At 56.1% G+C, this 26256-nt stretch carries 28 protein-coding genes; 27 read left to right on the top strand and 1 reads right to left on the bottom strand.

The features are described from left to right. The first annotated feature begins 229 nt into the window (after positions 1 to 229). The 16 genes from GC56T3_RS12420 to spoVM all read left to right on the top strand — a co-directional run bounded on the left by GC56T3_RS12420 (position 230) and on the right by spoVM (position 15005). Positions 230 to 1105, top strand: coding sequence for a YicC/YloC family endoribonuclease (locus tag GC56T3_RS12420; protein WP_013145799.1), 876 nt, complete (start codon positions 230 to 232; stop codon positions 1103 to 1105). A 56-nt stretch (positions 1106 to 1161) separates the two neighbouring features. Next, complete coding sequence (remA, locus tag GC56T3_RS12415; protein WP_011230666.1) at positions 1162 to 1425, top strand: extracellular matrix/biofilm regulator RemA; 264 nt, start codon at positions 1162 to 1164, stop codon at positions 1423 to 1425. A gap of 11 nt (positions 1426 to 1436) precedes the next feature. Then, on the top strand, positions 1437 to 2054 hold the full coding sequence (gene gmk / locus GC56T3_RS12410; protein WP_011230667.1) for a guanylate kinase: 618 nt from the start codon (positions 1437 to 1439) through the stop codon (positions 2052 to 2054). 2 nt (positions 2055 to 2056) lie between these two features. Next, complete coding sequence (gene rpoZ, locus GC56T3_RS12405; RefSeq protein WP_011230668.1) at positions 2057 to 2257, top strand: DNA-directed RNA polymerase subunit omega; 201 nt, start codon at positions 2057 to 2059, stop codon at positions 2255 to 2257. A gap of 49 nt (positions 2258 to 2306) precedes the next feature. Next, on the top strand, positions 2307 to 3512 hold the full coding sequence (coaBC, locus tag GC56T3_RS12400; protein WP_013145797.1) for a bifunctional phosphopantothenoylcysteine decarboxylase/phosphopantothenate--cysteine ligase CoaBC: 1206 nt from the start codon (positions 2307 to 2309) through the stop codon (positions 3510 to 3512). Further along, positions 3509 to 5914, top strand: coding sequence for a primosomal protein N' (priA, locus tag GC56T3_RS12395; RefSeq protein WP_013145796.1), 2406 nt, complete (start codon positions 3509 to 3511; stop codon positions 5912 to 5914). Before coaBC ends, priA begins: the two co-directional genes overlap by 4 nt. A 16-nt stretch (positions 5915 to 5930) precedes the next feature. Continuing rightward, complete coding sequence (def, locus tag GC56T3_RS12390; protein WP_013145795.1) at positions 5931 to 6404, top strand: peptide deformylase; 474 nt, start codon at positions 5931 to 5933, stop codon at positions 6402 to 6404. Positions 6405 to 6424: 20 nt separating this feature from the next. Beyond that, positions 6425 to 7384: a methionyl-tRNA formyltransferase gene (gene fmt, locus GC56T3_RS12385; RefSeq protein WP_013145794.1), complete on the top strand. Its 960-nt coding sequence runs from the start codon at positions 6425 to 6427 to the stop codon at positions 7382 to 7384. After that, positions 7371 to 8705: a 16S rRNA (cytosine(967)-C(5))-methyltransferase RsmB gene (rsmB, locus tag GC56T3_RS12380; RefSeq protein ID WP_013145793.1), complete on the top strand. Its 1335-nt coding sequence runs from the start codon at positions 7371 to 7373 to the stop codon at positions 8703 to 8705. Before fmt ends, rsmB begins: the two co-directional genes overlap by 14 nt. Positions 8706 to 8709: 4 nt before the next feature. Beyond that, positions 8710 to 9807 carry a 23S rRNA (adenine(2503)-C(2))-methyltransferase RlmN gene (gene rlmN / locus GC56T3_RS12375; RefSeq protein ID WP_013145792.1) on the top strand — a complete coding sequence of 366 codons (1098 nt, stop codon included), beginning with the start codon at positions 8710 to 8712 and terminating at the stop codon, positions 9805 to 9807. A gap of 5 nt (positions 9808 to 9812) precedes the next feature. Next, positions 9813 to 10562, top strand: coding sequence for a Stp1/IreP family PP2C-type Ser/Thr phosphatase (locus tag GC56T3_RS12370; RefSeq protein ID WP_013145791.1), 750 nt, complete (start codon positions 9813 to 9815; stop codon positions 10560 to 10562). Between the two features lie 5 nt (positions 10563 to 10567). Further along, a complete protein-coding gene (pknB, locus tag GC56T3_RS12365) occupies positions 10568 to 12574 on the top strand; it encodes a Stk1 family PASTA domain-containing Ser/Thr kinase (protein ID WP_013145790.1) in 2007 nt (668 codons plus the stop codon). Further along, positions 12544 to 13425, top strand: a complete 882-nt coding sequence (rsgA, locus tag GC56T3_RS12360; RefSeq protein WP_013145789.1) for a ribosome small subunit-dependent GTPase A — start codon at positions 12544 to 12546, stop codon at positions 13423 to 13425. The genes pknB and rsgA overlap by 31 nt, the downstream gene beginning before the upstream one ends. A 2-nt stretch (positions 13426 to 13427) precedes the next feature. Further along, positions 13428 to 14084, top strand: coding sequence for a ribulose-phosphate 3-epimerase (gene rpe, locus GC56T3_RS12355; RefSeq protein ID WP_013145788.1), 657 nt, complete (start codon positions 13428 to 13430; stop codon positions 14082 to 14084). A gap of 108 nt (positions 14085 to 14192) precedes the next feature. Next, entirely contained in the window at positions 14193 to 14843 is a 651-nt protein-coding gene (locus GC56T3_RS12350; protein ID WP_013145787.1) for a thiamine diphosphokinase, read from the top strand. A gap of 81 nt (positions 14844 to 14924) precedes the next feature. Continuing rightward, entirely contained in the window at positions 14925 to 15005 is an 81-nt protein-coding gene (spoVM, locus tag GC56T3_RS12345) for a stage V sporulation protein SpoVM (RefSeq protein ID WP_011230680.1), read from the top strand. An 88-nt stretch (positions 15006 to 15093) separates the two neighbouring features. Here spoVM and rpmB read toward each other — a convergent pair whose 3' ends face one another. Continuing rightward, positions 15094 to 15279 (bottom strand): 50S ribosomal protein L28, encoded by a 186-nt coding sequence (rpmB, locus tag GC56T3_RS12340; RefSeq protein WP_011230681.1) that lies wholly within the window; start codon positions 15277 to 15279, stop codon positions 15094 to 15096. 228 nt (positions 15280 to 15507) lie between these two features. Between rpmB and GC56T3_RS12335 the strand changes: the two genes are divergently transcribed. The 11 genes from GC56T3_RS12335 to rnc all read left to right on the top strand — a co-directional run bounded on the left by GC56T3_RS12335 (position 15508) and on the right by rnc (position 26087). Then, positions 15508 to 15870: an Asp23/Gls24 family envelope stress response protein gene (locus GC56T3_RS12335; RefSeq protein WP_013145786.1), complete on the top strand. Its 363-nt coding sequence runs from the start codon at positions 15508 to 15510 to the stop codon at positions 15868 to 15870. Positions 15871 to 15887: 17 nt separating this feature from the next. Next, positions 15888 to 17558: a DAK2 domain-containing protein gene (locus GC56T3_RS12330; protein ID WP_013145785.1), complete on the top strand. Its 1671-nt coding sequence runs from the start codon at positions 15888 to 15890 to the stop codon at positions 17556 to 17558. Positions 17559 to 17631: 73 nt separating this feature from the next. Continuing rightward, positions 17632 to 18294 carry an L-serine ammonia-lyase, iron-sulfur-dependent subunit beta gene (gene sdaAB, locus GC56T3_RS12325; RefSeq protein ID WP_013145784.1) on the top strand — a complete coding sequence of 221 codons (663 nt, stop codon included), beginning with the start codon at positions 17632 to 17634 and terminating at the stop codon, positions 18292 to 18294. A gap of 73 nt (positions 18295 to 18367) precedes the next feature. After that, the gene (gene sdaAA / locus GC56T3_RS12320) at positions 18368 to 19252 is read left to right on the top strand and encodes an L-serine ammonia-lyase, iron-sulfur-dependent, subunit alpha (protein ID WP_013145783.1); all 885 of its coding nucleotides are present in this window, start codon (positions 18368 to 18370) and stop codon (positions 19250 to 19252) included. Beyond that, the gene (gene recG / locus GC56T3_RS12315) at positions 19249 to 21297 is read left to right on the top strand and encodes an ATP-dependent DNA helicase RecG (protein WP_013145782.1); all 2049 of its coding nucleotides are present in this window, start codon (positions 19249 to 19251) and stop codon (positions 21295 to 21297) included. Before sdaAA ends, recG begins: the two co-directional genes overlap by 4 nt. Before the next feature lie 300 nt (positions 21298 to 21597). Further along, positions 21598 to 22194 carry a transcription factor FapR gene (gene fapR, locus GC56T3_RS12310; protein WP_011230687.1) on the top strand — a complete coding sequence of 199 codons (597 nt, stop codon included), beginning with the start codon at positions 21598 to 21600 and terminating at the stop codon, positions 22192 to 22194. Continuing rightward, on the top strand, positions 22178 to 23161 hold the full coding sequence (plsX, locus tag GC56T3_RS12305; protein WP_013145780.1) for a phosphate acyltransferase PlsX: 984 nt from the start codon (positions 22178 to 22180) through the stop codon (positions 23159 to 23161). Before fapR ends, plsX begins: the two co-directional genes overlap by 17 nt. Positions 23162 to 23182: 21 nt before the next feature. Then, entirely contained in the window at positions 23183 to 24124 is a 942-nt protein-coding gene (gene fabD / locus GC56T3_RS12300; protein WP_013145779.1) for an ACP S-malonyltransferase, read from the top strand. A 4-nt stretch (positions 24125 to 24128) separates the two neighbouring features. Beyond that, a complete protein-coding gene (gene fabG / locus GC56T3_RS12295) occupies positions 24129 to 24872 on the top strand; it encodes a 3-oxoacyl-[acyl-carrier-protein] reductase (RefSeq protein WP_013145778.1) in 744 nt (247 codons plus the stop codon). A gap of 61 nt (positions 24873 to 24933) precedes the next feature. Beyond that, on the top strand, positions 24934 to 25167 hold the full coding sequence (locus tag GC56T3_RS12290) for an acyl carrier protein (protein WP_011230691.1): 234 nt from the start codon (positions 24934 to 24936) through the stop codon (positions 25165 to 25167). A 179-nt stretch (positions 25168 to 25346) separates the two neighbouring features. Beyond that, on the top strand, positions 25347 to 26087 hold the full coding sequence (gene rnc / locus GC56T3_RS12285) for a ribonuclease III (protein WP_013145777.1): 741 nt from the start codon (positions 25347 to 25349) through the stop codon (positions 26085 to 26087). The last annotated feature ends 169 nt before the right edge of the window (positions 26088 to 26256 follow it).

Raw genomic sequence — 26256 nt, 5'->3', positions numbered from 1 at the left:
GATGAGAGTCCGAAAGCGCTTACGATATTAATTCCTGAAAATGGTTCGCTAACTAGTGATTGACAACGCCCGTAGTGAACCGAAAAAATGTTCTCCACAAAGTCTTGACTGACTCCTGGCTCGCTTTTTACGAGAAAATAAAAGGATGGATATGTTATAATAAAAAAGGTGATAGAGGAACGCTCTATGACCTTTTCTTTTTCATCAAGGCAACAACGGATGTGATGATATGGTTTACAGCATGACCGGCTTCGGCGCAAGCACGAAAAAAACGGATCGTTTGATGGTGGCGGTGGAAATGAAATCGGTCAACCACCGGTTTTGCGAAATTTCCATTCGCCTCCCTAGACAATGGCTTGTGTTTGAGGATAAAATAAAAAAAGCAGTTTCATCGTACGTGCGGCGCGGAAAAGTGGAAGTGTTCGTCACGATCGCCGGCGAAGGACTTGTAAAGCGGAACGTACATATTGATTGGGATTTGCTCGGCCAATATTGGGCCGGGTTGCAGGAGGCAGCAAAGCGATTTGCCGTTGACGGCAGCGTGACGGCGGCCGAGCTGCTTCGGCTTGATGGGGCGGTCGAAGTTGTGGAAGAGGAAGGAGCGAACGAGGAGGTCGAGCCGCTGCTTTTGGCCGCTGTCGATGAAGCGGCAAAGGCACTTGTTGCCATGCGCCGGCGCGAAGGGGAGGCGCTTGCCGCGGATTTGCGCGCCCGTCTTCATGAAGTCGAAGCCGGGGTGGAAGCCATTGAACAGCGGGCGCCGCTTGTTATTGAACAATACCGCGAGCGGCTTGCGCGCCGCCTGCGCGAATGGGCGCCCGCTCCGGTCGATGAGGCGCGCCTGCTCACAGAAGTGGCGGTGTTTGCCGAAAAGGCGGACATTCATGAGGAATTGAAACGCATCCGCAGCCATTTGGCGCAAATGGCAGACGCCTTAGAAATGGACGAACCGATCGGGAGGAAGCTCGACTTTTTGGTGCAAGAGTTGAACCGGGAAGTCAACACGATCGGCGCCAAGGCAAACGACAGCCTGATTGCCGCGCAAGTCGTTGAGATGAAAAGCGTGCTTGAGAAAATGCGCGAGCAAGTGCAAAACGTGGAATAACTGTTTAAAACGACTTGTTGGCGGCAACAATATCGGATATGGCAGGTGGGCGTGTCATGATGATGAAATTTATCAATATCGGGTACGGAAACATGGTGTCAGCCGCCCGCATCATTACGATTGTCAGCCCTGATTCGGCGCCGATCAAACGAATCATTCAAGATGCGCGCGAAAGCGGCAAGCTCGTTGACGCGACGCACGGGCGGAGGACGCGCGCCGTCATCATCATGGACAGCGATCACGTCATTTTGTCGTCCGTGCAGCCGGAAACGGTGGCGAACCGCTTATATGGAAGCGACGATTTCTCCGAGGAAGGGTAGGGTTTTGGGCGTTGAAGAACGAACGTGGGTTGTTGATCGTCATGTCGGGTCCGTCTGGCGTTGGCAAAGGAACGGTGCGCAAGGCGCTGTTTTCGCAGCCGGACATCAATCTTCATTATTCGGTGTCGGTCACGACGCGCAAGCCGCGCGAAGGCGAAGTGGAAGGCGTCGACTACTTCTTCCGCACGCGCGAGCAGTTTGAACAAATGATTCGGGAAAACAAGCTGCTCGAGTGGGCGGAATACGTCGGCAACTACTATGGCACGCCGATCGACTACGTGGAGAAGACGCTTGCCGAAGGGAAAGATGTGTTTTTAGAGATCGAAGTGCAGGGAGCGATGAAAGTACGGCGGGCGTTTCCAGAGGCGCTCTTCATTTTCCTTGCTCCGCCAAGCCTCACGGAGCTTGAAAAGCGGATCATGGGACGCGGCACCGAGTCGAAAGAGCTGATTGAAAATCGGCTGCGGGCGGCGAAAGAGGAGCTTGAAATGATGGACGAGTACGACTATGTCGTGGAAAATGATGAAGTGGAGCTCGCCTGCGAGCGGATCAAGGCGATCGTCATCGCCGAACATTGCCGGCGCGAACGCGTCGCCGAGCGATATAAACGGATGTTGGGGGTGGAATGACGATGCTGTATCCTTCCATCGATTTGCTGATGCAAAAAGTCGATTCGAAATACAAGCTCGTCACGGTGGTGGCCAAACGGGCGCGCGAGTTGCAGGACGGTGCGGAGCTGATGGTGAAAAAGCCGGTGTCGAAAAAATTTGTCGGCCAGGCGCTCGAGGAAATCGCTGGTGACAAGGTCGAATTAGTGGAGGAGGAAAAATAACAACCTAGCTTTAGGTTGTTATTTTTTTCAATGTCGGGGGGTGGCCAACATGATCAAGGGAAAACATATTTTGCTTTGTGTGACCGGGGGGGTGGCGGCGTACAAGGCGGCGGCGCTCACCAGCCAGCTCGTCCAGCGCGGCGCTGAAGTAAAAGTGATCATGACAGAAGGGGCGTGCCAGTTCATTACACCGCTTACGTTTCAAGCATTGTCGCGCCAGGAAGTGTATGTCGATACGTTTGCCGAAAACAACCCGGCCGTCATCGCCCATATCGATTTGGCGGACTGGGCTGATCTCGTTTTGGTCGCACCGGCGACGGCCAATACGATGGCGAAGCTGGCCGCCGGCATCGCCGACAATATGGTGACGACGACGATTTTGGCGACGAAAGCGCCCGTCTGGATTGCTCCGGCGATGAACGTTCATATGTACGAGCATCCGGCCGTCCAGGCGAACATTGAGCGGCTCTGTGAGTTCGGCTACCGGTTCATCGAGCCGTCGGAAGGCTATTTGGCGTGCGGCTACATCGGCAAAGGGCGGCTCGAGGAGCCGGAGAAAATCATCGCCCATATCGAGCGCTTTTTTGTCGGTGATCCGCCGCTGTTTCGCGGGAAGCGTGTGCTTGTCACCGCTGGGCCGACGCGGGAGAGGCTTGATCCAGTCCGCTATTTCTCCAACTATTCGAGCGGCAAAATGGGCTACGCCATCGCCGGAGCGGCGGCCCGCTTCGGCGCTTCGGTGACGCTTGTCTCCGGACCGACGGCGCTTTCTTCACCCGATGGCGTCGAGACGGTGGCGGTTGAATCGGCGGAAGAGATGTATGAAGCGGTTTTGTCTCGGTTTGCGGAAACGGACATCGTGATCAAGGCGGCGGCGGTCGCCGATTATCGGCCGAAATATGTCGCGGCTTCCAAAATTAAAAAGCAGCCGGGCGGTTATGTCGTCGAGATGGAGCGGACGGTGGACATCTTGAAAGCGCTTGGCGAGCGGAAAACGGGACAGATTTTGGTTGGATTTGCCGCTGAGACGGACAACCTCGAGCAGTATGCGTTAAAAAAACTTGAAGAAAAGCGGCTTGATATGGTCGTCGCCAACAATGTCACCGAAGAAGGGGCAGGGTTTGCCGGCGATACGAACATCGTCACCATCTTCCGCCGCGACGGCGTCGTTCGGCCGCTGCCACTCATGACGAAACGCGAGGCGGCCGAGGAAATTTTAAAAGAAATTCACGCGTATATCGAGGCGATTCGATGAAAGTAGCATCCGTGATTGTCGATGTCCCGTCCCGGCAGACGGACCGCCCGTTCGATTATTGGATTCCGGAGCGCTGGCAAGGCGTCATCCAGCCGGGCATGCGGGTGACGGTGCCGTTTGGGGCGCGGCGTTTGCAAGGGTTTGTCGTTGATGTGAAAGACCATTCCGATATCAAACAACTGAAACCGATTGAGCATGTGATTGATGTCGTGCCGGTGTTAAACGAAGAGCTGCTTGATCTTGGCCGCTATTTAACGGAAACGACGCTTTGTTTTGCCATTTCGGCGTACCAGGCGATGCTGCCGGCGGCGATGCGGGCGAAATATGAAAAAACGCTCCGCTTGACGGATGAAGAGAAGAGAGGGAGGTTGCCGGATGAGGTAAAGCCGCTGTTTGCCGGGCGGACGGAAGCCCCTTGGAAAGAGGTTGAGGCGGCCGGTTTATGGCGGGCGGCGCAAAAAGCGGTGCAGCAGGGCGTGCTCGAGGCGGTCTACAAGGTGAAAGAAAAAGCGGGCAAGAAAACGGTGAAGCACGCCGCTCTTGCCATTCCATCGGAACAGGCGAAACAGGAGCTCGGGTCGCTGCCGGCAAGGCAAAAAGAGGTGCTTTCATTTTTGCTTGAAAAAGGGGAAGCGGCGCCGGTTGCCGAACTGCAAGCGGTGCTTGGCGTCTCCTCAGCGCCGCTGAAAGCGCTCGTCGACAAAGGATTTGTGGTGCTGAACGATGTCGAGGTGTACCGCGACCCGTACGAGCATCGCACGTTTCAGCCGAGTGAGCCGCCGGCGCTCACCCGGGCGCAAGAGGCGGCGTTGGCGAAGATCGCCGCTTCGGTGCGCGCCGGGGAGCATCGCACGTTTTTGCTGTATGGCGTCACCGGTAGCGGGAAGACGGAAGTGTATATGCAGGCGATTGATGAAGCGTTGCGCCAAGGAAAGGAAGCGATCGTTCTCGTGCCGGAAATTTCGCTGACGCCGCAAATGGTCGAGCGCTTCAAAAGCCGGTTCGGCTCGAAAGTAGCGGTGCTTCACAGCGGGCTGTCGGTCGGCGAAAAATATGACGAATGGCGGAAAATTCACCGGAAAGAAGTGCAGCTTGTCGTCGGGGCGCGATCGGCGGTGTTTGCCCCGTTTGAAAACTTGGGAATGATCATCATCGATGAGGAGCATGAGACGAGCTACAAGCAAGAAGAAATGCCGCGCTATCATGCGCGCGATGTCGCCATTTACCGCGCTCGCCGCCACAGCTGCCCGGTCGTGCTTGGCAGCGCCACCCCCTCGCTTGAGACGTTCGCCCGCGCCGCCAAAGGGGTGTACGAGCTGCTCGAGCTGCCGGAGCGCATCAGCGACCGCGGCCTGCCGGACGTTCATGTCGTCGATATGCGCGAGGAGCTGCGAAGCGGCAACCGTTCGATGTTTTCACGCCGATTGCTTGACGAATTGCGCCGCCGGCTTGAGCGCGGCGAGCAGGCAGTGTTGCTGTTGAATCGACGCGGTTATTCGACGTTTGTCATGTGCCGCAGCTGCGGCTATGTCATCCGCTGTCCGCACTGCGACATTTCGCTCACGTACCACCGCGCCGGGGAACGGATGAAATGCCACTATTGCGGGCATGAAGAGCCGCTTGCCCCTCGCTGTCCGTCGTGCGGAAGCGAACATATCCGCTTTTTCGGGATCGGCACGCAAAAAGTGGAAGAAGAACTGGCGAAGTTGCTGCCGAAAGCGCGCGTCATCCGCATGGATGTCGATACGACCGGCCGCAAAGGGGCGCATGAAGAGCTGCTTTCCCGTTTTGCCGCCAAGGAAGCCGATATTTTGCTCGGCACGCAAATGATCGCCAAAGGGCTTGATTTTCCGGACGTCACGCTTGTTGGTGTGCTGGCGGCCGACACGATGCTTCATTTGCCCGATTTTCGCGCCGCGGAAAAAACGTTCCAGCTGTTGACGCAAGTGAGCGGGCGCGCCGGACGGCACGAGCTGCCCGGCGAAGTGATCATTCAGACGTATACGCCTGAGCACTACAGCATTGAACTGGCCGCCCGCCACGACTACCGCGCCTTTTACCAGCGGGAGATGGCGCTGCGCAAAGCGCACGGCTATCCTCCGTACTATTATTTGACGCTCATTACCGCCGCCCACGAAGAGGCGCCGGCTGCGGCCAAAGCGGCGGAGAAAATCGCCGCCTATTTGCGCAAGCATTTGTCGCACGAAGCGGTCGTTCTCGGCCCCGTTGCCTCGCCAATCGCCCGTCTTCACGATAGATATCGTTACCAATGCATGATAAAATACAAACGGGAGCCGAATTTGACCGCGGCGCTCAAGGCGGTCATCGACCGCTACCAAGCCGATGCCGCCCATGGCGGAGTGATGGTCACCATTGATACAAACCCATACATGATGATGTGAACTTGGGGGAATGACGTTGTCTGTTTTGCCGATTGTCACTTATCCTGACCCGATTTTGGAGCAGCCGTGCGCGCCGGTGACGGCGTTTGACCGTCGGCTCGGGCGGCTGCTTGACGATATGTATGAAACGATGCTTGCCGCTGACGGGGTGGGCCTAGCTGCCCCGCAAATCGGCGTCGCCGAACAGATCGCCGTCATCGATGTCGGTGATGAACACGGTCGGATCGAGCTCATCAACCCGGTCGTGATCGAGGCGCGCGGCGAACAAGTGGATGTTGAAGGCTGTTTGAGCTTTCCCGGCTTGTTTGGCGAAGTGCCGCGCGCGAAGTTTGTGAAAGTGCGGGCGCAAAACCGGCGCGGCCGCCCGTTTACGCTTTCCGCGACCGGTTTTTTGGCGCGCGCCCTGCAACATGAAATCGACCATTTGCACGGTGTGTTGTTTACTTCGAAAGTGATTCGGTATTGCGATCTTGAAGAATTGGAAGGATAGAATTGGAAGGATAGATGCCAATGACGAACATTGTGTTTATGGGAACACCTGACTTTGCCGTGCCGATTTTGCGCCAGCTTCTTCATGACGGCTACCGCGTTGCAGCGGTCGTCACCCAGCCGGATAAGCCAAAAGGGCGGAAGCGCGAGCCCGTTCCGCCCCCGGTGAAAGTGGAAGCGGAGCGCCGCGGCATCCCGGTGCTGCAGCCGACAAAAATTCGCGAGCCGGAGCAATACGAACAAGTGCTGGCGTTTGCGCCCGATTTGATTGTCACGGCGGCGTTCGGGCAAATTTTGCCGAAAGCGCTGCTTGATGCACCAAAATACGGCTGCATCAATGTCCATGCCTCGCTTCTGCCCGAGCTGCGCGGCGGGGCGCCGATCCATTACGCCATTTGGCAAGGGAAAACGAAAACGGGCGTCACGATCATGTATATGGTGGAGCGGTTGGACGCCGGCGACATGTTAGCGCAAGTCGAAGTGCCGATTGCTGAAACGGATACGGTCGGCACGCTCCATGATAAATTGAGCGCCGCCGGGGCTAAACTACTATCAGAAACGCTTCCACTTTTATTGGAAGGAAACATTACGCCCGTTCCGCAAGATGAGGAGAAAGCGACGTATGCGCCGAACATTCGCCGCGAGCAGGAGCGGATCGATTGGACGCAGCCCGGCGAAGCCATTTACAACCATATTCGCGCCTTCCATCCGTGGCCGGTCACGTATACAACGCAGGATGGGCACATTTGGAAGGTTTGGTGGGGTGAAAAAGTGCCGGCGCCCCGTTCGGCGCCGCCGGGCACGATTTTGGCGCTCGAGGAAAACGGCATTGTCGTGGCCACCGGCAATGAGACAGCCATTCGCATCACCGAATTGCAGCCGGCCGGAAAAAAACGGATGGCGGCGGGCGAATTTTTGCGCGGCGCCGGCAGCCGGCTGGCGGTCGGCATGAAGCTAGGAGAGGATCATGAACGTACGTGAACTTGCTTTAGATACGCTGTTAGCCATTGAACAAAAAGGAGCGTACAGTCATTTGCAATTAAACGAAGCCATTCAAAAAGGACGCCTTGACGGGCGCGATGCGGCGCTGTTGACCGAGATTGTCTACGGCACGGTGCAACGGCGCGACACGCTCGATTATTATTTGGCGCCGTTTTTGCGCAAGGCGCGCCGGCTTGAGCCGTGGGTGCGCGTGCTTCTTCGGTTGACGCTGTATCAAATGGTGTATTTGGATCGTGTTCCCGACCGCGCCGCCGTCTTTGAAGCGGTTGAAATCGCCAAACGGCGCGGCCATCGCGGCATTGCTTCACTTGTCAACGGCGTATTGCGGGCCATCGGCCGCGAGGGGCTGCCGTCGATCGAGGCGGTTGATGACGCGGGCAAGCGGCTCGCCCTTGCCACCAGCCATCCCGAGTGGCTCGTTCGGCGCTGGATCCAGCAATATGGTTATGAAGAAGCGGCGCGCATGTGCGAGACGAATTTGCGCCCGCCGCAATCAACGGCCCGCGTCAACCGGCTGCGTGCGACTGTCGAAGAAGCGCTTGAGCGGCTGCGCGCTGAAGGGATGCAGGCAATCCCTGGCCATGTCGCTCCGGAGGCCATCCGGGCGGAAAAAGGGAATTTGGCTCATACGGAGACGTTTCGCGCCGGTTGGCTGACGATTCAAGATGAAAGCTCAATGCTTGTCGCTCGAGCGCTTGACCCAGCCCCCGGCGAGCGGGTGCTTGACTGCTGCGCGGCGCCGGGCGGGAAAACGACCCATATCGCCGAGCGGATGGACGGGCGCGGCGAGGTCGTTGCTGTTGATATCCACGAACATAAGGTAATGCTGATCGAACAGCAGGCCAAGCGGCTCGGGCTTGACAACGTTGCGACGCTCGCCCTTGACAGCCGCCGGCTCGGCGAGCGGTTTGCCCCGGAATCGTTTGACCGCGTTTTGGTCGATGCGCCGTGCACTGGATTCGGCGTCATTCGCCGCAAACCGGAGATCAAATATACGAAAGGGAAAGACGCCATCGCCGCGCTTGTCGAGATTCAGCAAGCCATTTTGCGGGCGGCCGCCCCGCTTTTGAAAAAAGGCGGTACGCTTGTCTACAGCACATGCACGGTGGAGCGCGAGGAAAATGAAGAAGCCATCGCCCGCTTTTTAGCGGATCATCCGGACTTTTTCCTCGACGCCAGCCTTGCCGAGCGGATGCCGAAACCGGTGCGGCCGCATGTGAAAGGCGGCATGTTGCAGCTTTTGCCGCATCATTTTGACTCTGACGGGTTTTTTATCGCCCGACTGCGAAAGAGGGTGTAAAAGCATGGAAATGGTTCGTCCGGCTGCCCGCCGCTCTGTCGGCGAAACGCAGCCTCCGTTGCCATCGATTTATTCGCTCACGCTAGACGAATTGAAGGAATGGCTTGTCGCTCAAGGCGAAAAGCCGTTTCGGGCCACACAAATTTACGAGTGGCTGTATCAAAACCGCGTCACCGATTTTGCCGACATGACGAATTTGCCGAAGCGGCTGCGCGAACAGCTAGCGTCATCGTTTTCGATCACGACGTTGAAAACCGTGGTCAAACAAACGTCTAAAGACGGAACGATCAAATTTTTGTTTGAGCTCCATGACGGCTATTCGATTGAGACGGTGCTCATGCGTCATCACTACGGCAATTCGGTGTGCGTCACGACGCAAGTCGGCTGCCGCATCGGCTGCACGTTTTGCGCTTCGACGCTCGGCGGACTGAAGCGTCATTTAGAGGCGGGCGAGATCGTCGCCCAAGTCGTGCAAGTGCAAAAGGCGCTCGATGACACGAATGAACGCGTCAGCAGCATCGTCGTCATGGGCATCGGCGAGCCGTTCGACAACTACGATGCGCTCATCAAGTTTTTGCGCATCGTCAATCACCCAAAAGGGTTGAACATTGGCGCCCGCCATATCACCGTTTCCACCAGCGGCATCATCCCAAAAATTTACCAGTTTGCCGATGAAGGAATGCAAATCAACTTCGCCATTTCGTTGCATGCACCGACGAATGAGCTGCGGACGAAACTCATGCCGATCAATAAAGCGTACCCGCTGCCGAAGCTCATGGAGGCGGTTCGGTATTACATTGAAAAAACCGGCCGGCGCGTGACGTTTGAATACGGATTGTTCGGCGGGGTGAACGACCAGCTTGAGCACGCCGAGCAGTTGGCCGAGCTGATTAAAGGGCTGAAATGCCATGTGAATTTGATTCCGGTTAACTACGTGCCGGAGCGCAACTATGTGCGCACGCCGCGCAGCCAAATTTTCGCCTTTGAACGGGCGTTGAAAAAACATGGAATCAATGTCACCATTCGCCGCGAACATGGACACGACATCGATGCCGCCTGCGGACAGCTTCGCGCGAAGGAGCGAAAAGAGGAGACGAGGTGAATCGGATGCGAGCCGTTTTCCGAACTGACATCGGCCAAATTCGCGAACATAACGAAGACAGCGGCGGCGTATTTGTCAATCAAAGCGGCCAATATTTAGCGGTTGTCGCTGACGGGATGGGCGGCCATCGCGCCGGTGATGTGGCCAGTTCCATGGCGGTGGCGTATTTGCAGGAGCGATGGGAGAAAGAGAGTGGCCTTGCTTCACCGGCTGAGGCGGAGCAATGGCTCAAGACGCAAATTGCGTCGGCGAACGAACAACTGTTTCGCCATGCCCTTTCCCACCCGGAATGTCAAGGAATGGGGACGACGGTCGTCGCCGCCGTTTGCGCTAATTCGTTTGCGACGGTTGCCCATATCGGCGACAGCCGCTGCTACGTGCTCAACAAAAGCGGAATTCAGCAGCTGACCGACGACCATTCGTTGGTCAATGAGCTCGTCAAAAGCGGGCAGCTTTCGAAAGAAGCGGCTGAGCATCATCCGCGCAAAAACGTGCTGCTGCGGGCGCTCGGCACGGAACCGGCGGTGAAAATCGACGTGAAAACAGTGGCGCTCGACGAGGGCGACATGTTGTTGTTATGTTCGGACGGGTTGTCCAATAAAGTGCCGGAAGCGGACATGATACATATTTTGACGGGTGCCGGCACGCTGGAAGAGAAGGCGGAGGCGCTTATCCAGCTCGCCAACGGGCGGGGCGGAGAAGACAACATTTCGCTGGCGGTCATCGATGTTTCAGCGGAACGTGAAGGTGGGTGATCGGCGTGCTCATTGGAAAGCGATTGAATGACCGCTATAAAATCATCAGCCTCATCGGCGGCGGCGGCATGGCCAACGTGTATTTGGCCCGCGATATGATTTTGGAGCGCGATGTTGCTGTCAAAGTGCTCCGCCTTGATTTTGCCAATGATGATCAGTTCATCAAACGGTTCCGCCGCGAGGCGCAAGCGGCGACGAGCTTAAACCATGAACATATCGTCTCCATTTATGACGTCGGCGAAGAGGAAGGCGTCTATTACATCGTCATGGAATATGTGCGCGGCGCGACGCTGAAGCAATACATCCAGCAGCACGCTCCGCTTCCGGTCGAACGGGCGCTTGGCATCATGGACCAGCTGACATCAGCGATCGCCCATGCCCATGAGAACGGCATCATCCATCGCGACATTAAACCGCAAAACATTTTGCTTGATGAGCACGGCAATGTGAAAGTGACCGACTTCGGCATCGCTGTGGCGATGAGCGGCACGACGATCACGCAGACCAACTCGGTGCTCGGTTCGGTTCATTATTTGTCGCCGGAGCAGGCGCGCGGGGGCATCGCTACTGAAAAATCGGACATTTATTCACTCGGCATTGTCATGTTTGAACTCGTCACCGGTCGGCTGCCGTTTTCCGGCGAATCAGCCGTTTCGATCGTGTTGAAGCACTTGCAGGCGGAAACGCCGTCGCCGAAGGCGTGGAATCCGGACATCCCGCAAAGTGTGGAAAACATTATTTTAAAAGCGACGGCGAAAGACCCGTTTTACCGCTACCAATCCGCGCGCGAAATGAACGAGGACATTCGGACAGCGCTGGATCCAAGGCGGCGCAACGAGCCGAAATTTACCATACCCGATGACGATGAGGAAGCGACGAAAGCCATTCCGATGATCAAACATGCGGAAAGCGCGGCGTTGGAGCAAGAGACGCTTGTGTACGAGGAAAAAACGAGCGAACCGGTTCATACGACGGGCGAACCGAAACCAAAGCGGAAACGGGCATGGATCGCCTGGCTTGTGGCTGCCTTGCTGTTCATTGGAGCTGCCGGCGTCAGCGCGGTCACATGGATTCCGGGCCTCATTTTTCCAAAAGAAGTGACGATGCCGAACGTGGTCAACAAAAACTATGATGACGCTGTTGAACAGCTGTCGTCGCTCGGTTTGGAAATCAAAGATACGATTGATGTGGAAGATGATCAAATCGAAGAAGGAAAAGTCGTGCGCACCGATCCGGAAGCCGGCATGACGGTGAAGAAAGGGGCCGGCGTCATCATTTATAAAAGCATTGGAAAAAAGAAAATCGAATTTCCAAGCTTCATTGGCGATGATATTGCTGCGGCGGAGGAGGAGCTGCGCGCCGAAGGATTTACCCGCATCACACGCAGCGGCCGCTACAGCGACAAGCCGGAAGGGACGATTTTGGATCAATACCCGTACGCCGGTGATGAAGTCGTGCCTGATGAAACGGAAGTGATGTTCACCGTCAGCCTCGGGCCGGAGAAGGTCACCGTTAAAGATTTGACTGGCTATACGGAAAAAAGCGTGCGCGACTATGGTGCGGATCAAGGGCTGCGCATTGACGTGAAGTACGAGTATTCGGACGAGGTGCCAGAAGGGCTTGTCATTTCGCAAACTCCAGCGGCGAACGAGCAGGTAAAAAAAGGGGAAACCATCACGGTCGTCATTTCCCGCGGGCCGGAGCCGAAGCCGTCCAAAACGGTAGTGAAAGAGATTATGATCCCGTATGAACCGGCGATGCCGGGGCAAATGGTTGAAGCCCAGCTTTACATCCAAGATGCCAACCACAATATGTCAACGCCATACAAAACATACCGGCTGACGGCGCCAGCGACCGAGATGGTCGAGTTTGAAATTCCATATGGGGAGACCGCTTATTACCGCGTCATTGTCAACAATGTCGTCAAAGAGGAAGGATCGATCCCGTACCCAGAAAATAACGAAAAAAAAGGGGTGAGGCTATGGCGGAAGGACAAATCATTAAAGCATTAAGCGGATTTTATTACGTCTTGTCCGAAGGTCGCGTGTTCCAATGCCGCGGGCGCGGTGTGTTCCGCAAGAAAAAAGTGACGCCGCTCGTCGGCGACCGCGTCGTTTTTCAGGCGACGAGCGAAACGGAAGGCTATATTTTGGAGATTGGCGAGCGGCAAAATGAGCTTGTGCGGCCGCCGATTGCCAACGTCGAACAGGCGATTTTAGTCTTTTCGGCTGTAAGCCCGGACTTCAGCGCCAAGCTGCTCGACCGCTTTCTTGTCTTGGTTGAATCGAAACGCATCGCGCCGATCATTGTCATCAGCAAAATCGATTTGTTGGATGGCGAATCGAAAGAAGAGATCGCCCGCTACGTGCATGATTACCGGCGCATCGGCTACGACGTGATTGAAACGTCAGCAGTGACCAAGGGCGGCCTCGATGAACTGGCGTTGCGCCTTCGCGGCCGCGTCTCCGTCGTCGCCGGGCAGTCCGGCGTCGGCAAATCGTCCTTATTAAACGCGCTCCGTCCGGATTTGCGGTTGAAAACGGGCGACATTTCCACCCATTTAGGGCGCGGCAAGCATACGACCCGCCATGTCGAACTGCTTGAGGTCGCCGGTGGACTTGTCGCCGACACCCCAGGGTTCAGCGCGCTTGAGTTTGACCAGATCGAGCTTGATGAATTGCCGCATTATTTTCCTGAATTCCGAACGTACGGGGAAGGGTGCAAGTTCCGCGGCTGCCTTCATATCGCCGAGCCGAAATGCGCTGTGCGTGAGGCGGTCGAGGCCGGGGAGATTCCATCGTACCGCTATGACCACTACGTTAGTTTTGTTGCCGAAATGAAAGAACGAAAGCCGAGGTATTGAACATGATTCGAATTGCGCCATCGATTTTATCAGCCGATTTCGCCCGCCTGGCTGAGGAAATTCGTTCGGTCGAGGAAGGCGGGGCGGATTGGATTCATGTCGATATCATGGACGGGCATTTCGTGCCGAATTTGACGTTCGGTCCGCCGGTCGTGGCCGCCATTCGACCGGTGACGAAGCTGCCGCTTGACGTCCATTTGATGATCGCCGACCCGGACCGATACATTCCGGCGTTTGCGAAAGCGGGCGCGGATGTGATTTCCGTCCATGTTGAGGCGTGCGTGCATTTGCATCGGACGATTCATTTTATCAAAGAACAAGGCGTCAAAGCCGGGGTGGTGCTCAATCCGCATACACCGGTCGAGATGATCCGCCATGTGATCGGTGATGTCGATCTCGTCTTGTTGATGACGGTCAATCCAGGGTTTGGCGGACAGGCGTTCATTCCGGCGGTCGTGCCAAAAATCCGTGAGGTCGCCCGGATGGCCAGTGAACAAAACAAAGAGGTCGATATTGAGGTCGACGGCGGCATCAATGCGGAAACGGCGCGGCTTTGCGTGGAAGCCGGAGCGAACGTGCTTGTCGCCGGCTCGGCCATCTACAATGAACGGGATCGAGCCGCCGCTATTCGCACGCTTCGCAAAGCGTGCGCCAACTAGCCAAAAGGCAGCGCCGCTTTTGCCATCTTATTGAGCCGCAGGGTGATGAGAGCAAAGAAAAGAACGGAAGATGGCTGCCTCGGCCCTTGCCGAAAGGGGGAAACGCATGTGTTGATTCATATTGTCGGCGGCGGTCCGCCCCACCTTCTTCCCGATTTGCGCTCGTATGATGGGAGCGATGTGCAGTGGGTCGGCGTCGACCGCGGCACGAAAGCGCTGCTGGATTTCGGACTCCGCCCGGTGCGGGCGTTTGGCGATTTTGATTCCTTGCCGGCTGAGGAGGTCAAGCGGCTAAGGGAGATGCTGCCGGAGCTTGACATTTGGCCGGCGGAAAAAGACAAAACGGATATGGAGATCGCCCTTGACTGGGCGGTTAGGCAGACAGATGGGGCCATCCGTCTGTTTGGGGCGACTGGCGGGCGGCTTGACCATTTGTTTGGCAACGTTGAGCTGCTGTTAAAGTACGCCGGGCGGCCCATTGAACTGATCGACCGGCAAAACGTGCTCACCGTCCATCTGCCCGGCGTGCATACGGTCGCGCGAGACGATCGATACCGCTATGTGTCATACATCCCGATTTCCGAAACGGTGGCAGAACTTACGCTGATGGGATTTAAATATCCGTTAACAAACTGTCATATTTCTCGCGGTTCGACATTATGTATTAGTAACGAACTTATCCAATCTTCCGGTACTTTTTCGTTTTCAGAAGGCATATTAATGATGATAAGGAGCAGCGATTTTGCCGGCTGCCCGTAGTCGCGCTTGGCTTATGACGGAATATAATGGATAAGGAAATGGCGGGAAGCTCGTGATGATCGGTGTGAGGAGGGAATCGGGATGAAGTTTTATACGATCAAGCTGCCGAGATTTTTAGGCGGAATCGTGCGGGCGGTGTTGAACGCATTTAAAAAAGGATAAGAAAAAAGCACCATTTTTGGTGCTTTTTTGTTGCCGCCGAACAAAAGGAGGGTTGCAACCTTTTGGGCGGCTTCTTTTCGTTAGGCCGTTAGACGCGTTTTACTTTTCCAGATTTCAGCGCGCGCGCCGAAACCCAGACGCGTTTCGGTTTGCCGTCAACTAAAATGCGCACTTTTTGCAAGTTGGCTTTCCATGTGCGGCGGCTGGCGTTCATGGCATGCGAACGCGAGTTGCCGAACGATTTCTTCTTGCCGGTAATGAAGCACTTCGCCATCGTTTTTCCCTCCTTGCTTTCACATCCCTCTAAAAACACTATTATAATTTACCATACAACCGTAGGGATTGCAATAGACGTGCGGTTTTCTTTCAAGAAACTGTCCTTGACATCTATTTCAGTTTTCGGCTAAATAATACTAGTGGGCGGACGGGAAGCGCTTTGAAAACAGAAAGCGTTATAGTACAATAGGGGTAGCTGTGCGAGATACGCAAAGGGGGAACGAGCATGTCGATTGAATGGCAAACGAAATACGGGCACATCGAAGTCGCCAATGAAGTCATTGCGATGATCGCGGGGGGAGCAGCCGTCGATTGTTACGGCATTGTCGGAATGGCGTCGAAAAACCAAATTCGCGATGGGCTGTCGGAAATTTTGCGCCGGGAGAATTTTTCCAAAGGGGTTATTGTCCGCGAAGAAAACGGCGAGGTACATATCGATATGTACATCATCGTCAGCTACGGAACGAAAATTTCCGAAGTCGCCCATAACGTGCAGTCGAAAGTGAAGTACACGCTCGATCAGACGCTCGGGCTGGCGGTTCAGTCGATCAATATTTACGTTCAAGGGGTTCGGGTGTCAAACCCGTAGTAAGGAGGAGTTAGCCGGTGACAATGAGGACGCTTGACGGAAGACGATTTGCCGATATGGTGCAGCAAGGGGCCGCACATTTGGCGAACAACGCCAAGACGGTCGATGCGCTGAACGTCTTTCCGGTTCCAGATGGCGATACAGGAACGAACATGAACTTGTCGATGACGTCCGGGGCGAAAGAAGTGAAGGCGAATGCCTCCGACCATATCGGCAACGTCGCCGCGGCGCTGGCGAAAGGGCTGTTGATGGGGGCGCGCGGCAATTCCGGCGTCATTTTGTCGCAGCTGTTCCGCGGATTTGCCAAGGCAGTCGAAGGCAAACAAGCGGTGAACAGCTTCGAATTCGCCGCCGCTTTGCAGGCGGGGGTGGACACAGCCTATAAGGCGGTGATGAAGCCGGTTGAGGGGACGATCCTCACCGTTGCCAAAGAAGCGGCGCGCAAGGCGGTGGAGGCGGCAAAAAAAGAACGCGACGTGATCGCCGTGATGGAAGCGGCGCTCGCCGAGGCGAAAGCGGCGCTTAAGCGCACACCCGAATTGCTCCCGATCTTAAAGGAAGTCGGTGTCGTCGACAGCGGCGGTCAAGGGCTCGTATACATCTATGAAGGGTTTCTTGCTGCTCTGAAAGGAGAAATCGTGAGCGCCGCACGCGCTGAGGCGCGGATGGACGATTTAGTGAAAATGGTGCACCATCAAAGCGCGCAAAGTCATATTCATACCGATGAGATCGAGTTTGGCTACTGCACGGAGTTCATGGTCCGTTTTGAGCCGGAAAAGCTGGCCGAGCACCCGTTTTCCGAAGAAACGTTCCGCCGCGAGTTAAGCCAGTTCGGCGACTCGCTGCTTGTTGTCGCGGATGACGAGCTTGTTAAGGTGCACATCCATTCGGAAACGCCGGGTGAGGTGCTGACATACGGTCAACGCTACGGCAGCTTGATCAATATTAAAATTGAAAACATGCGCGAACAACATGCCAACATCGTCGGCAAGGAGGCCAAAACGCTGACTGGTGTTGCCAAAGAGGAAGCAAAGCCGTACGGCATCGTCGCCGTCGCCATGGGCGCTGGCGTGGCTGAACTGTTTCGGAGCATCGGTGCCCACGCCATCATTGAAGGTGGGCAAACGATGAACCCGAGCACGGAAGAAATCGCTGACGCCATCCGCCTCGCCAACGCGGAAACGGTGTTTGTGCTGCCAAACAACAAAAACATTGTAATGGCGGCAAAACAAGCGGCGGAGCTTTCCGAACAGCGGGTGATCGTCATCCCGTCGAAAACGGTTCCGCAAGGTCTGGCGGCGCTCTTGGCGTTCAATCCGGCGCAATCGGCCGAGCAAAATGAGCGGGCGATGACGGCGGCGCTGTCGCGAGTGAAAACGGGGCAAGTGACATTTTCCGTGCGCGATACGACGATTGACGGCATCGAGATTCAAAAGGGCGATTACATGGGGTTATGGGATGACCGCATTATTGCCGCTGACAAAGACAAACTCACCGTAACGAAGCGGCTGCTTGATGCGCTCATTGATGAAGAAAGCGAAATCGTGACCATTTTGTACGGCGAAGACGCAACGGAGATCGATGTGGAAACAGTCGTTGCCTATTTGGAAACGAAACATGACGGGGTCGAAGTGGAAGTGCATAACGGAAAGCAGCCGCTGTATCCATTTATCATTTCCGTCGAATAATATGTTAGAATAATAGAAGGGAGCATTCCCTTCTATTTTTCTTATTTTTCTGTTTTGTGGAGGAATAGGGGAGATGAAATACAAAAGCGTCTTTGATATCATTGGCCCGGTGATGGTCGGGCCGTCAAGTTCACATACGGCCGGGGCGGTGCGCATCGGTTTAGTCGCGCGCAAGTTGTTTGGTCGAAAGCCGACGTGGGCGCGCATTTCGTTTTACGGCTCATTTGCCGAAACGTATCGGGGGCATGGCACTGACGTTGCCATTGCCGCTGGGTTGCTTGGGTTTGACACGTTCGATGAACGTCTTCCGAATGCGCTCGAGATCGCCCAAGCGGAAGGTGTGGATGTGTCGTTTTCCGCTGAGGAGGCGATTCCGCATCATCCGAATACGGCGCGCCTGCGGATTGGCGATGATGAAGGCGAGCTTGAGCTCGTCGGCATTTCGATCGGCGGCGGAAAAATCGAAATCGTCGAATTGAATGGGTTTGCCTTGAAGCTGTCCGGCCATCATCCGGCGCTGCTCATTATGCATAACGACCGGTACGGGACGATTGGAGCGGTGGCTTCGGTGTTGGCAAAACAGAAAATCAACATCGGCCATATGGAAGTGTCGCGCAAGGAGAAAGGGAAAGAGGCGCTCATGGCGATCGAAGTTGACCAGCCGTTGACCGATGATCTGATTCAGGAATTGGAGCAGCTGCCGAACATCATTCAAGTGGCGAAGCTTGCGGATTGAAAAGAAATCGGTTTCATGTTGATGTGCATCGAAGAAGATAAGCCATGATGGAGAGAGGACAGGTGGGAATCAAATGTTTCGCAATGTGGCTGAACTTGTGGCGTTGGCCGAAAAGGACAGCATCAAAATCGCTGAAGTGATGATTCGTCAGGAAGTGGAAGTGAGCGGGCGAAGCCGGGAAGAGGTGATCGCGCAAATGGATCACCATCTAGCCGTCATGGAGCGCGCCGTCGAGAGGGGACTCGAAGGGGTTGTGTCCCGCTCCGGATTGACGGGCGGAGATGCGGTGCGGATGCAGCGTTATATTGAGGGCGGCCGTTTTTTGTCTGGGGAGACGATTTTGGACGCCGTCAGCAAAGCCATGGCGACGAACGAAGTGAACGCAGCGATGGGCGTCATTTGCGCCACGCCGACGGCTGGGGCGGCCGGCGTCGTCCCGGGGACGCTGTTTGCCGTGAAAGAGAAGCTGCGGCCGACAAGGATGGAAATGATCGAGTTTTTGTTTACAGCCGGGGCGTTTGGCTACGTCGTCGCGAACAACGCCTCGATTTCCGGCGCCGCCGGCGGCTGTCAGGCCGAGGTCGGGTCGGCGGCCGGCATGGCGGCCGCGGCGTTGGTGGAGCTGGCCGGTGGGAAGCCTGCTCAAGCGGCCGAAGCGATGGCCATCGCCCTAAAAAATATGTTGGGATTAGTATGCGACCCGGTTGCTGGCCTGGTCGAAGTGCCGTGCGTCAAGCGGAACGCGATGGGGGCGGCGAACGCCATGATCGCTGCGGATATGGCGCTAGCCGGCATTAAAAGCCGCATCCCGTGCGATGAAGTGATTGAAGCGATGTATCGCATCGGTGCAGCCATGCCGGTGGCGCTCAAAGAAACGGCGCAAGGGGGGTTGGCCGCGACGCCGACTGGCCGCGCCATTGCGGCTCGCATTTTCGGCGCTTCTGCGGCATCGAAGTGAACGAAGCGATGCAGCAGCCGGTGACGGCGGTCAAAGGCATCGGTGAAGAGACGGCGGCCGCGCTTGCCGACATCGGCATCGCGACGGTCGGTGAGCTGCTTGCGTACGCCCCGTACCGCTATGATGATTACGAACAAAAAGATTTGGCCGTCGTCCGCCATGAAGAAAAAGTGACAGTGGAAGGAAAAGTATACAGCGCCCCGCTGTTGACGTATTACGGAAAGAAAAAATCGCGCCTTTCCTTCCGCATGCTGGCCGATCGCTACTTGATCACCGTTGTTTGTTTCAACCGTCCCTATTTGAAGGAAAAAATCGCCCTGAACGAGACGGTGACGGTGATCGGCAAATGGGACCGGCATCGGCAAGCGATCAACGCCTACGAACTTCGGTTCGGACCGGCTCCGGAGACCACCGGCATCGAGCCGGTTTACTCCGTGCGCAGCCCGCTGACGGTGAAAACGATGCGCCGGTTGATGAAAGCGGCGTTCGAACAGTTTGGCGAGCACATCCCCGACCTGCTGCCGCCCGCTTTGCGCCGCGCTTATCGCCTTGTCGACAAACAAGAAGCGCTCCGCGCCCTTCATTTTCCGCGCACGCGCGAAGAGTTGCATCAGGCGCGGCGCCGGCTCATCTATGAGGAGTTTTTGTTGTACCAGCTGAAAATGCAGGCGCTCCGTCGATTGATGCGCGATGAGCGGCGCGGCGTCGTTCATTCGTTTTCTGAAGAGCGGCTTTCGTCCTTTCTTTCCGGATTGCCGTTTGTCTTGACGAACGCCCAGCGCCGCGTCATCGGCGAAATTTTGGCGGACATGCGCTCGCCGCGGCAAATGAACCGGCTTTTGCAAGGCGACGTCGGTTCTGGCAAGACGGTCGTTGCCGCTGTCGCTCTTTACGCCGCCGCTTTGTCCGGATTTCAAGGAGCGCTGATGGTGCCGACGGAAATTCTGGCTGAACAGCACGCCCGCTCGCTCGCCGAGCTGTTTGCCGATACGGATGTGACGATTGCGCTCTTGACAAGCTCAGTGAAGGGAAAGCAGCGCAAAGCGGTGCTTGCCGAACTGGAAGAAGGAACAATTGATATCGTCGTAGGCACGCACGCCTTGATTCAAGAAGGAGTGCAGTTTCACAGGCTCGGCCTCGTGATTACGGACGAGCAGCACCGGTTTGGCGTCGAACAGCGCCGCGTTTTGCGTGAGAAAGGGCATGCACCGGATGTATTGATGATGACGGCGACGCCGATTCCGCGCACACTCGCCATTACAGCGTTCGGCGACATGGACGTATCGGTGCTCGATGAAATGCCGGCCGGACGAAAAAAAGTCGAGACGTATTGGGTGAAGCATCATCAGTTCTCCCGCGTGCTCGATTTTATCGAAAAGGAATTGCGCCGTGGTCATCAGGCGTATGTCATCTGTCCGCTCATTGAGGAGTCGGACAAATTGGATGTGCAAAACGCCATCGATGTCCATAGCCAGCTTGTCCATTATTATCGCGGGAAATATGAGATCGGCTTGATGCACGGCCGGCTGTCGGCCGACGAAAAAGAACGCGTCATGCGGGCGTTCAGCGAAAACCGCATCCATGTGCTCGTCTCGACGACGGTCGTTGAAGTCGGCGTGAATGTACCGAATGCGACGGTGATGGTCATTTACGACGCCGAACGGTTTGGCCTCGCCCAGCTCCATCAGCTGCGCGGGCGGGTCGGGCGCGGCGACGCCCAGTCGTACTGCATTTTGATCGCCGACCCGAAATCGGAAGTCGGCAAAGAACGAATGCGCATCATGACGGAAACGGCCGATGGGTTTGTGTTGGCCGAAAAAGATTTGGAGCTGCGCGGTCCGGGCGATTTTTTCGGTACAAAACAAAGCGGGCTCCCGGAATTCCGCTACGGCGATCCAGTGCATGATTACCGTATTTTGGAAGTCGCCCGCCGCGATGCCGCCAAGCTCGTTTCCTCGGCCGCGTTTTGGCGCGATGAGGCGTACGCCGGGCTGCGCGCCGAGCTGGAAGCGTCCGGCCTACTCGACGGGGAAAAGCTAGATTAATAGACAGGGAGGAGGCGGCCGGCGCATTCGCGCCCCGCTGTTTTTTATGGTAATTGATTTTTTGGCCAGTGGAAGCCTATATTTTCATTGCTCGGACGGAGGAGGCAGGAGATGCCTGTCCCACTATTTCGTTTGTGGGCCTCGAGGATGGAGCAGAAAGCCGTTTGGCGAGGGGGGCGTCGGATCCACAGCGGCCGACAGCCTGTGGCGCTGTTCATTTTTTGTGCTTGCATTTCGTTTTTTGATATTATATATTACTTTTAGTACCTAGTCATAAAATTCGGACGGTGTCACGAATCGATGAGAAAAAGCAAACGCGAACGGCAACGGTTGTTGCAGGAGACGATCCGGGAAAACCCGTTTATCACCGATGAAGAGCTCGCCGAAAAATTTTCGGTCAGCGTGCAGACGATCCGCCTTGATCGGCTTGAGCTGTCGATTCCCGAACTGCGTGAGCGCATCAAGAATGTCGCCCGCCAGTCGTTCGCTGATAAAGTGCGGGCGTTGCCGCTTGAAGAAGTAATCGGCGACATTATTGACATCGAGCCGGATGCGAGCGCCATTTCGATTTTCGATGTGAAAGAGGAGCACGTCTTTCGGCGCACCCGCATCGCCCGCGGCCATCATTTGTTCGCTCAGGCCAACTCGCTTGCCGTCGCTGTCATCCATGATGAACTGGCGCTGACAGCGAAAGCGACCATTCGTTTTGTGCGTCAAGTGAAAGAAGGGGAGCGGGTCGTAGCCAAAGCGAAAGTGACCGGAAAAACGGCGCACGGGCGCACAATCGTCGAGGTGAACAGCTACGTCGGCCAGGAGCTCGTCTTTTCTGGTACGTTTGAAATGTATCGTTCAAACATAGAGAAAAAGGATGGGGACAGCAATGAATATCGCGGTTGATGCCATGGGCGGAGACCATGCCCCGGGCGAAATCGTGCGCGGGGCGCTTATGGCCGCCGCCCATTTCCCTGACATCGAGATTACGCTGATTGGCGATGAAGCGAAAATTCGCCCGCATGTGGCGGGTGAAGAGCGCATTTCGATCATCCACACCGACGAAGTGATCGAAGCAGATGATGAGCCGGTGCGGGCGGTGCGGCGCAAAAAGAACTCGTCGATGGTGCGCATGGCGGAAGAAGTGAAAGAAGGGCGCGCCGCTGCCTGCATTTCCGCCGGCAATACCGGGGCGCTCATGGCAGCCGGACTGTTTGTCGTCGGGCGGGCAGCCGGCATCGACCGCCCGGCGCTCGCCCCGACGCTGCCGACGTTGGATGGGCGCGGCTTTGTCTTTCTGGATGTCGGCGCCAACGTCGATGCAAAGCCGGAACATTTGCAGCAATACGCTTTGATGGGACATGCGTACGCAAAGAACGTGCGCGGCGTCGAAAAACCGCGCATCGGCTTGCTGAACGTCGGAACGGAAGACCAAAAAGGAAACGAAACAACGAAACGGGCGTTTGCCTTGCTCAAGGAAACGAACCTTCATTTCATCGGCAATGTCGAAGCGCGCGATCTGCTGCAAGGAGTGGCTGATGTTGTCGTCGCCGACGGCTTTGCCGGCAATGTTGCGTTAAAAACGATTGAAGGGACGGCGCTGGCGCTCTTTTCCTTGCTCAAGCAGACGCTGACAAGCGGCGTCGCGGCGAAGCTGGCCGCCGCCGTCCTCAAGCCAAAGCTCGCCGGGCTGAAAAAAATGATGGACTACTCGGAGTATGGCGGCGCGGCGCTGTTTGGCTTAAATGCTCCGGTCATTAAAGCGCACGGGTCGTCCGATGCGAACGCCATCTTCCACGCCATCCGCCAGGCGCGAGAGATGGTGGTTCATGATGTCATCGGCACGATCAGAGCGGAGCTGGAACGGGCATAATCGGTAAAGGAGGAATCAAAAATGGGGAAAATCGCCTTTTTATTTCCTGGCCAAGGATCGCAGACGGTCGGCATGGCGAAAGACGCTGCCGAGCATGACGCCCGCGCCCGCGCCGTCATCGCGGAGGCTGACGAGCGGCTTGGATTCGCGCTTTCCAAGCTCATGTTCAACGGACCGCAAGAAGAGCTGACGTTGACATATAACGCCCAGCCGGCGCTCTTGACCGCCAGCATCGCCTTGCTCCAGCTTGTCGACGGCGCTGGGCTGAAAGCGGACTATGTCGCTGGCCATAGTTTGGGCGAATATACGGCGCTTGTCGCCGCCGGCGCCATGTCGTTTGCCGATGCCGTCTACGCGGTGCGCCGCCGCGGTGAGCTGATGGATGAAGCGGTGCCGGCCGGTGAAGGGACGATGGCGGCGGTGCTTGGGATGGACGCTGATGCGCTTGAAGCAGTGACAAATGAAATCGCCGCCCAAGGCGATCCGGTCGAGCCGGCCAACTTCAACTGCCCGGGGCAAATTGTCATCTCCGGCTCGAAAGCCGGAGTGGAAAAAGCGGCGCAGCTTTTGAAAGAACGCGGCGCCAAACGCGTCATTCCGCTTGAGGTGAGCGGTCCGTTCCACTCCGCTCTCATGAAGCCGGCGGCAGAAAAACTGAAAGCGGTTCTTGACAGTTTGGTGATTCGTGACGCCGTCATTCCGGTCGTCGCCAATGTGACTGCTGAGCCGGTGACGAAAAAAGAGGACATCGCCCGCCTTCTCATTGAACAACTGTACTCGCCGGTGCGTTGGGAGCAGTCGGTGCGCACGCTTCTTTCGCTTGGCGTCGACATGTTTGTCGAAATCGGTCCAGGAAAAGTGTTGTCCGGCCTTGTGAAAAAAATCGACCGCAACGCCCGCGTTTATGCGGTGAACGATCTTGCTTCCTTCGAAGCGACCGTTGCGGCGCTGAAAGGGGAATAAAGCGATGCTTGAAGGAAAAATGGCGCTCGTCACCGGAGCATCGCGCGGCATTGGCCGGGCGGTCGCTCTGGAGCTTGCCCGCCAAGGGGCGAACGTTGCCGTCAATTACGCCGGCAGCGAGGCGAAAGCGAATGAAGTTGTCGAGGCCATCCGCTCGCTCGGCCGCGAAGCGATCGCCGTGCAGGCGGACGTCGCCCGCGCTGAAGATGTTGAGCGCATGGTGAAAACGACGATTGACCATTTTGGCCGCCTCGATATTTTGGTCAACAACGCCGGCATTACACGCGACAATTTATTGATGCGGATGAAAGAAGAAGAATGGGATGCCGTGATTAACACGAATTTAAAAGGGGTATTTCTTTGTACGAAGGCGGCAACGCGCCCGATGATGAAGCAGCGCTATGGGCGGATCGTCAACATTGCTTCGGTCGTCGGCGTGATCGGCAATCCGGGGCAGGCGAACTATGTCGCCGCCAAGGCCGGCGTCATCGGGCTGACGAAGACGGCGGCGCGCGAACTCGCCAGCCGCAACATCACCGTTAACGCCGTCGCACCAGGATTCATTACGACCGATATGACCGAAGCGCTCAGCCCGGAGCTGAAGGCGGAAATGTTAAAGCAAATTCCGCTCGCCCGCTTTGGCGAGCCGGATGATGTCGCCCGCGTCGTCGCTTTCCTCGCTTCCGACGCCGCGAGCTACATGACCGGACAGACGCTTCATGTTGACGGCGGCATGGTGATGCCGTAAGAAAAACAGCGCTAGTATTTTTTCTGCCAATCGACTATAATCATGAAGGGAGGTGAACGCAATGGCCGATGTATTGGAACGTGTAACGAAAATCATCGTTGACCGGCTGGGGGTTGACGAATCGCAAGTGACGCTCGAGGCGTCGTTTAAGGACGACCTGGGCGCTGACTCGCTCGACATCGTCGAACTCGTCATGGAACTTGAAGACGAATTCAACATGGAAATTTCCGATGAAGAGGCGGAAAAAATCGTCACAGTCGGAGACGCTGTGAACTACATAAAAAGTCGTCTGTAATGCCGCTTTTTTGCAAAGTCCCGTTGCTTCGAACGGGGCTTTCTCTGCTTTTTCAGGGATGCTCGGCGGGTCTTGCGGAAAAAAGCGCACGATTCCCGCTCGCGTAGCGGACCGGAGAACGGATATAATAGAAGAAGACACGGCCATTTTGTTCTGGAACGAAGTCGGAGGGCATTTTTATGTCAAAACAAAAAGATAAAGAGCGCATCCATGAAAAGAGGCGGGCGAAGTTTCAAGAGCTGCAAAAAAAAATCGGCATCACCTTTCGAAACGAAAAGCTGTTGATTCAAGCGTTCACCCATTCATCGTATGTGAATGAGCATCGGCGGCGGCTTCACGAAGACAATGAACGGCTTGAGTTTTTAGGCGATGCCGTGCTGGAGCTGACCGTTTCTCAATATTTATTTCAAAAGTTCCCGCATATGAGCGAGGGGCAATTGACGAAGCTGAGGGCGGCCATCGTCTGCGAGCCGTCGCTTGTGAAATTTGCCAACGCCCTGTCGTTCGGTGAGCTCGTCTTGCTCGGCAAAGGCGAGGAGCTGACCGGCGGGCGGACGCGTCCGGCGCTCTTGGCAGACGTCTTTGAGGCGTTCATCGGCGCTTTGTATTTGGATCAAGGAATGGACGCGGTCATCCGCTTTTTGGAGAAAACGATGTTTCCGAAAATTGATGAAGGTGCTTTTTCTCATGTGATGGATTTTAAAAGCCAGCTGCAGGAATTGGTGCAGCGGGACGGCAGCGGAACGCTTGAATACGCCATTTTGGAGGAAAAAGGTCCGGCCCACAACAAGGAGTTTGTCGCCCGCGTAGCGTTAAACGGCCAAGAGCTTGGCATCGGCGTCGGCCGCTCGAAAAAGGAAGCTGAACAGCATGCGGCGCAAATGGCGCTCGAAACGTTGCGGGTTGCCGATCAGCAGTGAAGGCTGGCGCTGTTACGTCAGTCTTTTTTCTGTGAACGTGCGAAGGGATGGAGAGCAAACGCTGCTCATGGGTGTTTCGATGAACATGCGCGCCTTGAGCGGGGGAAGAAAGGCGTTTTTTTCGATAGCTCATATGGTAGGATGAAAAGATCGAACGTCTCGGTTTCCC

It is taken from the genome of Geobacillus sp. C56-T3 (genome assembly GCF_000092445.1).
GTDB lineage: Bacteria > Bacillota > Bacilli > Bacillales > Anoxybacillaceae > Geobacillus > Geobacillus thermoleovorans.
This window is presented reverse-complemented; position numbering and strand designations above follow the sequence as displayed.